The organism is Kangiella spongicola (assembly GCF_003194565.2).
Lineage (GTDB): Bacteria > Pseudomonadota > Gammaproteobacteria > Enterobacterales > Kangiellaceae > Kangiella > Kangiella spongicola.
Window position 1 is genome coordinate 91,909 of record NZ_QICH01000003.1, and the last position, 12,358, is coordinate 104,266.

Here is a 12,358-nt window from a genome sequence, read left to right on the forward strand (position 1 = left end):
GGTTTTCTGGAAACAGTGCATGTGTAAGAAAACTCAAGGGGGAAACCAAGTTGCACAGGCACTAGACAATTATCCAAGAAAAATTGATTTCCTTGGCCGTTGAAAGTGGGCTGCTAACGTATCGCTTAACGTTAGCGTCCTAATGTTTAATGCATACGTTGCATGATCTTTAAGGGTATCGTCGTTTCGGCGTCACTGCTTAATAGAGTCAGTTCGGGATGACGACTGGCCATGACTTGCTTAATTTGAGCTTCCTCGGCGAGGGTTAAGTCGATAAGCAATAAGTATTTACCTTCATCAACTAAATGGTAAAACTGCTTCAGGGTGTGGTTTTTCGACTGCAATCCGACAAAAGCGCCAAACCAAGTTCCAAAAGCGGTGAGCAGGACAAATGTCGCTAAAATACCAAATACTTGGTAGTCACTACCGAATAAGTCTGTCGCTAAAAATACTGTAGCGAGGACGATAGCTGCTAAAAAGCCCCAAATAGCACCTTTGCTCGCACCATTGAGAATATCGGTTTTGTACCAATAATTTGCTGCGTTAAGGCCACGGCGAAGAACCCGCCCTTGTTTTTTGGCAATGACGTGAAGGTGATCGTCTGCAACACCAGTCATTCGGAGATCCTCGTAGGTATTCTCCAATTCATTGAGATGATCGGCCTGATAGAGTAAACGTGACATACAAACCTCCTATTTTGTCTAAGAGACCATTTCACTATAACAAAGGAGAGTGCTGAATTCCGTGAACTCAGGACAGCGTAATTAATCGTCATGCTGCCAAGTTTAGAGCTTTTTCTGCTACTTCTGATATTGCCTAAATCTATGAGATGATTGACTTTTTATATGTCGAAAGTGCTTTATATATTCTACCGGTGGACTATGATTGCTGACACGCAAGGTAACGATTGATCTTAAGCTAGGGCTATTCTATGACTAAACAAAAAGCAGTATGGGTTCTCACCAGTGTGATGTTGCTTTCGGTGTTAGGTACTGCGGGAATAGCCTTACCATATCCAGTTCTAGCGCCATACTTCTTAGACTCACCGCCCAACGATCTCACTCACTTTATGGGCATCCACCCCAAAATCCTACTCGGCTTTTCACTGGCTTTTTATCCTCTAGGGCTACTTATTGGCAATATCTTTGTTGGCGCCTTGTCGGACAGCTATGGTCGCCGCAAGGTTTTACTGATTACTTTGTTAGGAAGCACCGTCGGGTATCTGTTCACTGCGCTTGCGATTTACTACGAATCTTTTATCGCCTTTAGTTTAGCCAGGTTGCTGACTGGCGTGTGTGAAGGGAATATGTCGATTGCGCGAGCGATTGCCGCTGAGCTACACCCCCATATAGAGCGAACTAAAGCGATTTCGATGTCTTATGCGGCTAACTATGCTGGCTGGATGATTGGACCTATCGCTGGAGGCTTCTTGGTGGTTTATGGCGTGGCTTCGGTGTTTTTAATCGCCGCCGCGGGAATTGCCGTGGCGCTCGTGTTGGTGTTTTTAACCATCGAGCGAAGTCAAGAAGCGAAAGACACCAGTATGCTGCGTTTCTGGACTGTGATCCGTCGAAATAACTCATTAACGCTACTCAAAGACAAAAATATATTACCCATCTTCTGGTTCTACTTTTTGTACACCATGGGCTTAAACGCTTTTTATGATTTTTACCCCGTGTGGTTTGTCGATTATCTTGATGAAGGCAGTAAAACCATAGCCTGGGCGACGGTCGCTTTAACCGCCTGCATGATTATTGTTAGCAGTTTTTTTGTCGATAAATTGAATGCTCGATATGGCGAAATTAAGCTAATCATCGTCGGCTCAAGCTTATTATGCCTATCTTTTATTGGTCAGCCGTTTATTGAAATGGAGCTGGTTTATATCGTTTTCGCGACTATTGGCGTCTTTATCGCCATCGCCAACGGTATGGTACCGACCTATTTATCAAAATATTTTGGCCATTTAGGGCAGGGCAAAGTTATGGGGCTGCAAACAACCACATTTTGTGTGGCGAATGTGTTGGTCGCGAGCTTAGGCGGGCCATTGAGTATTCTTAGCTCGCGCTGGGTGATTTTAGCGGGTGCTGGACTGGTTTTCCTTTCTATATTAGTCATGATCAAAACGCGCAAGCGCCAACAAGCGATGATCGATAAGCATACAGAAGAGCAAGAAACCTTGGCGCTATAGCTTTCTGTTAACCCTCTGATTATATTGGACTTTATTGCCGAATCAGGGGCGCGTTTGCCACTAGAGGTTTAACTTTGTTGAAAATTGTTACACTTTTGGAGCTTGTAAGCTCTGGTCTGTCTTGCCTATTAGGTATAGACCACGTATAAAAGATCAGTTGCAAGTATTAATACTAGAACTATAGGTAGATAGATATGAAAAAATTGACTATTGGGGCAGCTATTGTATCGGCAGTTTTGGCCGTTGGCTGTGGTGATGATTCAGCAAAAGACGCTGGCGTAGCAGAGACTAAGCCTGCACAGACGGATCAAGCACAAATGAATAATAATGATGGTGCTAAAGATTCGAAAGATTCAGCTAGCACAGGTGGTAACCCGTTCTTTGAACAGTGGGATACGCCGTTTGGTATGCCGCCTTTCGATAAAATCAAAGATGAGCATTATGGCCCAGCGTTTGAGAAAGCGATTGCAGAAGCACGCGCTGAAATGGACGCTATTGCTAATAACCCAGAAGCACCGACGTTCGAGAACACTATCGAAGCAATGGAATACAGCGGTAAGTTGTTAACCAAAGTTTCTAGCGTATTCTTTAACCTGACTTCAGCCAACACCAATCCTAAGCTACAAGAAATTCAAAAAGACGTTGGCCCAAAACTATCGGCTTTCCGCGACGATATTAGCTTAAATCCAAAGTTATTCGAGCGTGTTGAAGCGGTTTACCAGCAACGTAACGAGCTTGGTTTGCGCGAAGATCAGATGCGTCTATTAGAAGATAACTACAAGTCGTTCGTGCGTGGTGGCGCTAAGTTAAACGAAGAGCAAAAACAGCAGCTACGAGACTTTAACAAAGAAATGACGGAATTGGCGCTAGCTTTCTCAGAGAACGTATTGGCTGAGACCAATAACTGGGAAATGGTGATCGACAACGAAGAAGACCTCGCTGGCTTGCCACAAGGCTTAATCGACGCTGCCGCTGATACAGCGAAAAAGCGCGGCCACGAAGGCAAGTGGGTTTTCACCACACACCGCCCAAGTAAAACACCTTTCTTGATGTACTCTGAAAAGCCAGAGTTACGCGCAAAGATGTATCATGGCTATACTCACCGTGGTGATAACGACAACGCCAATGACAACAAAGAAATTGCTGCTAAGCTAGCCAAGCTACGCGCTAAGAAAGCACAATTACTAGGCTATAACACGCATGCTGACTTCGTTTTAGAAGAACGCACTGCGAAGAACGCCGAAAACGTTTATGAGCTATTAAATCAAGTATGGCCAGCTGCTCTAGAGCAAGCAAAAGCTGAGCGTGCTTTGATGCAAGAGCAAATCGAAAAAGAAGGTAAAGACTTCAAACTTAAAGCTTCAGACTGGCGCTATTATGCGGCGAAAGTTCGTAACGAAAAATACGCCCTAGACGAAGAAGCCGTTAAGCCATACTTCTCGCTAGAAAGCACATTACAAGGTGTGTTCTACACAGCGAACCGTTTATTTGGCATGAACTTCAAAGAACGCTTTGACCTGCCTAAATACCACGACGATGTTCGTACATTCGAAGTGACGGATAATGATGGTGAGCTAATTGGCATCTTCTTAACCGACCACTATGTACGCGACGGTAAGCGTGGTGGTGCTTGGATGAACTCATACCGTAAGCAGTTCGTAACAGAAGACGGCGAGTTTGTTAAACCAATCATCGTAAACGTATTGAACTACCCACGTCCGGTAGGCGACGAGCCAACGTTATTAACGTTTGACCAAGCGAGCACTTTGTTCCATGAATTTGGTCACGCGGCACACGGCTTACTGTCTGATGGCGTCTATCCTTCACAAACCGGTACTTCAGTTCCTCGTGATTTCGTAGAATTCCCATCGCAGGTGCTTGAAAACTGGATGTTAGAGCCGGAAGTATTAGCGCAATTTGCTAAGCATTACAAAACAGGCGAAGTGATCCCACAAGAACTTATCGACAAGATCCAAGCGGCTTCTAAGTTTAATCAAGGCTTCGCCACTACTGAGTACATGGCGGCGGCATTGCTTGATATGGCATGGCACACGCTTGACGGTAAAGAGCTTAAAGACGCTAACGCCTTCGAGAAAGCAACTTTGGACAAGCTTGGTTTGATTCCTGAAATCGCACCTCGCTACCGCACAACTTACTTCAACCACATCTTCTCAAGCGCGAGTGGTGGTTATTCAGCGGGCTACTACAGCTACATCTGGTCTGAAATTTTCGCTGCCGACGCTTACCAAGCGTTCCGTGAAAACGGCATCTTCGACAAAGAAACTGCCAAAAAGTACAAAAAGTACATCTTATCGTCAGGCGGTACACAAGATCCGATCGAGTTATACAAGAAGTTCCGTGGTAAAGAAGCTGATCCAAAATACTTAATGATCAGCCGTGGATTAATCGAAGCTGACGAAAGTAAGTAGTAAGCTAAGATAATCAAACCGTCATTTGATGGTCTAAAGCCGCCCTAGGGCGGCTTTTTTTTACTTTCATGTAATTCCTCGTTAAAGTCATTTTTGCATCGCAGCGAGGCTTAAAGGGGCATTTGAGAGGGTTTTAGAGTAAGAACTGAGAGCTTGAACACGCTTTTTTGAGGTTTTGATTGGCACTTACCTCATTTTCATCTCATATTTGCATTCTATTAGTTTTACTTATCCTAATGGTTAGTAAATGTCCTGTGAATTTGTCTTATAATTGTAACATTCAAGTCTTATAATAGGCTCCAAGTTAAACATTCACGGTCTTAATCTAATAGGAGATGGTTATGAGTGAACATATCGAAAGTGCATTAGTAGCTATTATAGCTGTAGTTTTGGTATCGGCGCTAGTCGTTACGTTTTTCTAAAAGTTATCTAAAAAAGTCGTTTCATTAGGTATTACCCCAAAATACCCCAGCCCGAACGTCACCCCCATCACGGCGTTCGGGTTTTTTATTGGCTTTAATTTGGCCCTTCGTTACAATCATTTCATCGTTTTTTAACTGTCACCCACCTTGTCAGATTATATTCGTTTAAAACCGGTTGTTGAGCTTAGCGAAATTCCTGTTACAGCATGGAATGGACTTTTAAAAGCTTTACCCGAAGACCAGCAAGATCATCCTTTTATTCAATATGAATTTCTTAAGACGTTAGAATCGACTCGGTCGGTTTGTGTTGAGTCCGGCTGGCAACCTTGTCATTTAGCTTTTTATCAAGGCGACGATCTAGTTGCTGTGTTGCCTAATTACATCAAAGGCCACTCTTATGGCGAATATGTGTTTGATTGGGCTTGGGCGGACGCTTATCAGCGACATGGCCTAGATTATTACCCTAAGGCGCTTACAGCGGTACCGATGACGCCAGTTACTGGGCCTCGTTTATTAAGTCGCTTAGCGCCTGAAAACACGCCTGCTTTGATTGATGCGGCCTGTCGCTGGGTGGAGCAAAGCGGTATGAGTAGTTGGCACCTTAATTTCTTAACACACGCAGTCTGTGACTCTATTGCGACTGAATCGTTGCAGTCTGACTCTTTTCTACGCCGCCAGGATATTCAGTTTCATTGGCACAACCATGATTATTCAGACTTTGCGGATTTTCTAGCCTCGCTTAAGGCGAAGAAGCGTAAAAATATCGTTCGTGAGCGTAAGCCTTTTTTAGAAGAGGATAGCGGCTGGACTTTTGAATGGCTCGATGGCGAAAGTGCGACAGCCGAGGATTGGCAACTATTCGATAAGATGTACCGCAACACTTTCGATAAAAAAGGGGGCTGGGCCCAGCTATCCAACGATTTCTTTAGGGCTTGTGCGGAATCGATGCCTAAGCAAACCTTATTATTATTCGCTAAACACCAAGGTAAGCCTATTGCCGGGGCTTTTTTCATGCGCTCAGAGTCTAGGCTTTATGGGCGCTACTGGGGCTGTTTTGAGGAAGTTGAGTTCTTACACTTTGAAACCTGTTATTACCAAGGCATTGAATACGCGATTAAAGAAGGTTTGCAGGTGTTTGAGCCAGGTGCACAAGGCGAGCATAAGCTCGCGCGCGGCTTTATGCCGGTGTTTACCCATTCGTTGCATTATGTCTGTCGCCCCGAATTCCGCGAGGCTATCACCGACGCTGTAAATCGTGAAAACGATTGGCTGGATTTGCGTTGCATTGACTACTTAGCACACAGCCCCTACAAGCAAAGACATGACTAAATTTTACTAGGATTGCTGGGTGGGGCGTTATAGACTGAGTATTATCAATGCGTTAGTACATAGGAGTCACCCATGAAGTATGAGTTAGATATCATTATCAATAAGCCTGTGGATGAAGTGGTGGCTTTGTTTGATAACCCCGATAATTTAAAAGAATGGCAACCTGAGCTGGTGTCTTTTGAGCATGTTAGTGGCGAAGAGGGGCAACCGGGCGCAAAGTCGAAACTGGTCTATTTGATGGGTAAAAGAAAGTGCGAAATGATAGAAACTATTGAAACGCGAAACCTGCCACAAGTGTTTACAGGAACCTATGAAACAAACGGGGTATTTAACCGAGTTGAAAACCACTTTAAAGCGGTTGACTCGGATCAGACTCACTGGAGCTCGAGCAACGAGTTTCAGTTTACAAGTTTCGGCATGAAGTTGATGGGCTTTTTTATGAAGAAAGCTTTTCCAAAACAAACTAAGCGCTACATGCAACAATTTAAAGATTTTGCAGAAAAGGAATAATGACTCACCATTTATGAAAACATTAAGTAAAATTTTTATACAGGGGCTTTTTGCGATCCTGCCTATTGTTTTAACCATAGCCATTATCGTTTGGTTAATAACCACTTTAGAAACCTACCTAAGTAAGCTGCTATTGTTGGTGATGCCAGCCAGCATGTATTGGCCGGGTCTTGGTCTAATTTTGGGGATTCTTCTAATTTTTGGCCTTGGGCTACTGATTAAGTTTTACTTGGGGCAGTTGATTATCAAGGGGCTTAACCGACTGATGGAGCGAATTCCAGTGGTTAGCGCCGTTTATAGCGCTTTTAACGATATGGTTCGCTTTTTATCACCTTCTGAGAAAGAAGAGCTACAAAAAGCTGTTTTGGTTGAGGTTCAAGAAGGCGCAGAAGTGATTGGCTTTGTCACCAGCGAAGATGTTGAGCTTGGCGAACGTTCAGAGCTGATAGCGGTTTACATCCCCATGAGTTATCAAATCGGTGGCTTTACCCTGTTTATGCCAAGGGATAAGGTCAAGGAGTTGGACATGTCGCCGAGTGAAGCCATGAAAAAAGTCCTGACCGCTTCAATGGGTAGCGAAAAGCGCCTAACACCGGATAAAATCTAGATTTCATAAGGGTGCCATTGATGCAGTTGCTATTTGTGATGGAGTAGTCTTTTCTGTAGAATGCGCGCCTTGTCTAACCCCGTTCTGGGGTGGTTCATCTGCTCGGTATGAAACATGATTGATTTATTAGTAAACAAAACAGCTAGCCTGAAAAATGACTTGTTGTCAGGTTTAACGGTGGCTCTGGCCTTGGTGCCTGAGGCTGTTGCCTTCGCCTTTGTCGCGAATGTTGATCCATTAGTAGGGCTTTATGCAGCCTTTATGGTGGGTTTAATCACGGCAATTTTTGGTGGCCGTCCCGGTATGATTTCTGGTGCTACGGGCGCTTTAGCCGTAGTTATGGTGGCATTAGTTGCCGATCATGGTGTGGAATACCTGTTTGCCACAGTGGTCTTGATGGGCATTATCCAGATGCTCGCGGGGTGGATGAAACTGGGTAAGTTGATCCGTATGGTGCCACACCCTGTAATGCTTGGCTTTGTGAATGGTCTTGCGATTGTGATTTTCCTAGCGCAATTGAAGCAGTTCGGCGTTAAAGACGAAAATGCTCCAAGCTGGTTGGATGGTACTTTCCTCGAAGGTTCTAGTATCGACGTGGCCTGGATGCAGGGCTCTGAGCTCTATTTGATGCTCGGTTTGGTGTTATTGACCATGGTCATCATCTACGTCATGCCAAAAATCACCAAAGCGATTCCTGCTTCATTGGCGGCTATTTTGGTCGTTTCAGCGTTGGTTCTTGGCTTTAATATGCCGACTAAAACCGTTGGTGATATCGCCAGTATCGGCGGTGGTTTCCCTGAATTCCACATTCCATCGGTGCCTTTAAACCTTGAAACTTTCAAAATCATTCTGCCTTATGCGGTGGTGCTAGCAGCGATTGGTTTGATTGAGTCTTTATTAACCTTGCGCTTGATTGATGAAATCACCGAAACACGCGGACAAGGTAACCGCGAGTGTTTCGCCCAAGGCTTGGCCAATACTGCGACCGGCTTCTTCGGTGGTATGGGCGGTTGCGCCATGATCGGACAAAGTTTGATTAACGTAAACTCGGGCGGTCGTGGTCGTGCTTCAGGTATCGCTGCAGCGTTATTCTTGTTGGCCTTTATCTTGTTTGCCTCAAGCTGGATTGAGCAGATTCCAGTTGCAGCCTTGATTGGCGTTATGTTTATTGTGGTTATTGGCACCTTTGAGTGGGCCAGTTTCCGTATTATGCGTAAAGTTCCACGCCACGACGCTTTCGTCTTAGTCGTGGTTTCGGTAGTAACCGTAGTTACAGATTTAGCGATGGCGGTATTTGTCGGTGTGATTCTATCGGCACTGGTTTTCGCCTGGACAAGCGCTAAGCGCGTGCGAGTTCGCCGTACTGAAAAAGATGGGAAAGCCTTTTATACGGTCCGTGGGCCTTTGTTCTTTGGCTCGACAACACATTTCGCCGAGCAATTTACGGCGCGTACCGATTTAGACGAAGTTTATATCGACTTTGCAGAGTCTCGTGTTTGGGATCACTCAGGTGTTGAAGTGATTGATTCCTTAGCGGCACGGTACGAAAAAGCGGGTAAAAAGCTCCACTTGTTACACTTAAGCCCTGACTGCATTAAGTTGCTGAAAAAAGCGGGTAATTTAGTTGAGCGAAATGCAGCTGAAGATCCTCGCTACTTTGTTGCTGATGATGCACTCGGAGGCTAAGCAACATTGACTGACGACAATAGCATGAGCAAAGAACAGCCTTTTGCGGCGCTGACTCCAGACTTTATTTTGGACGCTGTCGAGTCGAGAGGTTTTTATTCGGATGGTCGTGCTATTGCTCTAAACAGTTACGAAAACCGAGTATTGCAGATAGGGATTGAAGACTCGAATCCTATTATTGCAAAGTTTTATCGTCCGAATCGCTGGACTAAAGCTCAGATTTTAGAAGAGCATGATTTTTGCTTTGAGTTAGTAGAGCAGGAGCTTCCAGTGGTAGCTCCTATGCTGACTCAGGGTGAAAGCCTATTTGAATATAAGGGCTACTATTGTGCTTTATTCGAGCGTAAAGGTGGCCATGCCCCAGAACTTGATAACCTTGATAATCTTTTCACACTTGGTCGTTTTTTAGGTCGTATTCACAAAGTAGGCCAGGCTAAAACTTACGCTTTGCGCCCAGAACTCACTCCCCAAACCTATGGTCATGACAGCATCGATTATATTATCGAGCATGCTTTGCCGCCTGAGGTGAAAATGCCTTACGAAAGCTTAGCGCGCGACGTCATGAAGTTAGTGGATGAGTTGTGGCAAAAAGCCGGTCAGCAACGTTATATTCGAGTTCATGGTGATTGCCATGTGGGGAATATTCTGTGGCGCGATGATAATCCGCATTTCGTCGATTTAGATGATTCGCGTATGGCGCCTGCGGTACAGGATGTGTGGATGTTGCTATCTGGCGAGCGTGATCAACAACAAAAGCAGCTACTTGAAATCATTGAAGGCTACCAAGAGTTTTGTGACTTTAATGTTGCCGAGTTACAGCTGGTTGAATGCTTAAGAACTCTTCGAATGATCTATCACAGCGCTTGGTTAGCGCGTCGCTGGCATGATCCAGCGTTTAAACATGCATTTCCCTATTTCGGCTCGGTGCAATACTGGCAAGAGCAAATTCTAGACTTGCGCGTTCAGTTTGCCGAATTACAAGAAGCCCCTGTGAGTCTTCCTACATACTAAACCCACTTTCAAGCCTGCTGGTTAGCGAAGAAGAATTCTTGGCATTGATGCAATTAGTGACCTGTTTAGTGTAAATTCAGTTTTCTCGTGCTAGTCTAAGCTCATGAAAAGCACCCATCTACATTATTTATACAGAAGCCTACTGTTAGCATTAATAGCTGTGCTGCTCAGTAGTTGTGCCAGTACGCCAAAGTCATCGAGCAAAAGTACTAAGTCTATAAACACCTTAAAGATTCAACACAGCGGTAATAAAGGCCTAACAATAGCCCAGATCGCTGAAGCTATGGTGGGGGTGGATTATCGTTATGGTGGTAGCAACCCTGAACAAGGCTTTGATTGTAGTGGGCTAGTCTATTACTCTCATACCAAAGTCGGCGAGCAGGTGCCTCGCGTTTCTTATGCGCAACTAGCAGCTTCTGACGAAGTGGCTGAAGACGACTTACAGCCCGGCGACTTACTTTTCTATCGAATCAACGGCAAGCCATCACATGTAGGAATATATATAGGCCATGGGCGTTTTGTTCATGCGCCTTCTAGCGGGAAAAAGGTTAGTGTCAGCTCGATTGAAAATGTATACTTCAAGCCTCGCTTCATAAGAGCAGGCCGACTTTATACCGATGACGACCAGTAAGAACATGTCAGAACAAGAAGCACCAATGTGGCACCTATACATCTTACGTTGTAAAGATGAAACCTTATACACTGGGATTACCAATGATCTACAACGCCGCTTCGAAGAGCATCAGTCGAACGGCCCGCGATGCGCAAAATACCTGCGTGGTCGTCAGCCTCTTACCATGATTTACCATACCGAATTTAGCTCCAAATCTTTGGCGCTTAAAGCTGAAATCAAAGTCAAGAAACTCACAGCCAGTCAAAAGAAACTGCTTGCCTCAGGCCAGTTAGTGATTAATGAAATAGCCGATACCCACTAGGCGACATTATGAAGTTTGTAGATCTAGACAGCTTTGACTATGAAAGCCTTGATGATGAGAGCTTTGACTATGAAAACTTTGATTATGAAATAGTCCGTAGCGATCGTAAAACGCTTTCAATCGAGGTTCACCATAATCGCGTAAAAGTTAGAGCGCCTAAAAAAGCTCCTGACGATTGGATTGAAGGATTTGTTTATCAAAAAGCCAAATGGATAGCGCGCAAGCTCGTTGAGCAAGCAGAAAGGCATCAATCACGCCTAGTCCTGGAAAACGGGCAACTGATTAGCGTATTGGGCCAACCTCTTATTATTCGAGTTAGCCAAGGCGCTAACAAAATTACCCTTACTGATGACGAGTTTTTAATCCGCAACAAAGACCTATCGCCGAGTTCAATCGCAAAACAAATGGATCGTTGGCTTTTAAATTATGCCAAAGAAAACTTGCCACAAAAGGTGCAAGCCTGGTCAGAAATCATGGGCCTAGAAAATAAACTGAACGGAATTCGTTTTCGTAAAACTAAAACCCAATGGGGGCATTGCACGCGAAAGGGTGTAGTACAACTCAACCAGCTCATACTGCTAACACCGTTATACGTCATCGACTACCTCATCATCCACGAGTTAAGCCACCTAAAGCATCTTAATCACTCCAAACGCTTTTGGAGCTTGGTTGAATCATTCTGCCCAGAGTATATAAAAGCCGAAGCTTGGTTAAAACAACAAGGGCACAGTGTTTGGTATTAATCAGGAAAAACTATGGCTAATAATGATACCTATAAAGTCGGAAGAGCTTTATTTGTTGCTCCGCTAATCCCTTCTCTTCTGATTGTTATGCTTTCTCTGCTATTTAGTGAAGAGTATGACGTGGCTATGTTGACCGTGTTGTTAGTTATGACGGTTATTAGTTACATGGTAACTTTTATCATTGGCCTACCTACCTTCGCATTACTTAACAAGTTATATCACTTAAATATTATAACCTTGTCCGTAAGTGGTGCTATTCTTGGGGCCGTATCATTAGCCGTTATCGATATATTCTTGAATCTTTATAATGAGGCTAGTCTACCGCTTTTATTCGGAGCAGTTATTGGCTTTATCACTTCCTTCATATTCGGTTTAGTCGCTGGTGTAAAAGTGCTCAATAATCATAGCCGCCGTTATTAATACCAAGCTTTTGTGGTTGTTGTACAGAAAATAATCATAAAGACTACACAATTCCTTAGTTTTCTATTACAATTCCGC

At 44.3% G+C, this 12,358-nt stretch carries 12 protein-coding genes; 11 read left to right on the forward strand and 1 reads right to left on the reverse strand.

All coding sequences use genetic code 11. The features are described 5' to 3' along the window. Positions 1-146: 146 nt before the first annotated feature. A complete protein-coding gene (locus DL796_RS09340) occupies positions 147-683 on the reverse strand; it encodes a hypothetical protein (protein ID WP_110201451.1) in 537 nt (178 codons plus the stop codon). Positions 684-931: 248 nt separating this feature from the next. Between DL796_RS09340 and DL796_RS09345 the strand changes: the two genes are divergently transcribed. From DL796_RS09345 to DL796_RS09395, 11 genes are all read left to right on the forward strand, one after another. Beyond that, positions 932-2,188, forward strand: coding sequence for an MFS transporter (locus DL796_RS09345; RefSeq protein WP_110201452.1), 1,257 nt, complete (start codon positions 932-934; stop codon positions 2,186-2,188). A 194-nt stretch (positions 2,189-2,382) separates the two neighbouring features. Further along, positions 2,383-4,617 carry a M3 family metallopeptidase gene (locus tag DL796_RS09350; protein WP_110201453.1) on the forward strand — a complete coding sequence of 745 codons (2,235 nt, stop codon included), beginning with the start codon at positions 2,383-2,385 and terminating at the stop codon, positions 4,615-4,617. Between the two features lie 569 nt (positions 4,618-5,186). Then, positions 5,187-6,368 (forward strand): GNAT family N-acetyltransferase, encoded by a 1,182-nt coding sequence (locus tag DL796_RS09355; protein WP_227593049.1) that lies wholly within the window; start codon positions 5,187-5,189, stop codon positions 6,366-6,368. Positions 6,369-6,440: 72 nt separating this feature from the next. Then, positions 6,441-6,878 (forward strand): SRPBCC family protein, encoded by a 438-nt coding sequence (locus DL796_RS09360; RefSeq protein WP_110201455.1) that lies wholly within the window; start codon positions 6,441-6,443, stop codon positions 6,876-6,878. 13 nt (positions 6,879-6,891) lie between these two features. After that, a complete protein-coding gene (locus DL796_RS09365; RefSeq protein WP_110201456.1) occupies positions 6,892-7,485 on the forward strand; it encodes a DUF502 domain-containing protein in 594 nt (197 codons plus the stop codon). Between the two features lie 114 nt (positions 7,486-7,599). Then, entirely contained in the window at positions 7,600-9,171 is a 1,572-nt protein-coding gene (locus DL796_RS09370; protein WP_110201457.1) for a SulP family inorganic anion transporter, read from the forward strand. Positions 9,172-9,195: 24 nt separating this feature from the next. Further along, entirely contained in the window at positions 9,196-10,182 is a 987-nt protein-coding gene (locus DL796_RS09375; RefSeq protein ID WP_110201458.1) for a serine/threonine protein kinase, read from the forward strand. 103 nt (positions 10,183-10,285) lie between these two features. Next, positions 10,286-10,813 carry a C40 family peptidase gene (locus tag DL796_RS09380; protein ID WP_110201459.1) on the forward strand — a complete coding sequence of 176 codons (528 nt, stop codon included), beginning with the start codon at positions 10,286-10,288 and terminating at the stop codon, positions 10,811-10,813. A 4-nt stretch (positions 10,814-10,817) separates the two neighbouring features. Beyond that, a complete protein-coding gene (locus DL796_RS09385; protein ID WP_170114245.1) occupies positions 10,818-11,117 on the forward strand; it encodes a GIY-YIG nuclease family protein in 300 nt (99 codons plus the stop codon). An 8-nt stretch (positions 11,118-11,125) separates the two neighbouring features. Further along, a complete protein-coding gene (locus DL796_RS09390) occupies positions 11,126-11,860 on the forward strand; it encodes a M48 family metallopeptidase (protein ID WP_110201460.1) in 735 nt (244 codons plus the stop codon). A 12-nt stretch (positions 11,861-11,872) separates the two neighbouring features. Continuing rightward, complete coding sequence (locus DL796_RS09395; RefSeq protein ID WP_110201461.1) at positions 11,873-12,280, forward strand: hypothetical protein; 408 nt, start codon at positions 11,873-11,875, stop codon at positions 12,278-12,280. Positions 12,281-12,358: the final 78 nt, after the last annotated feature.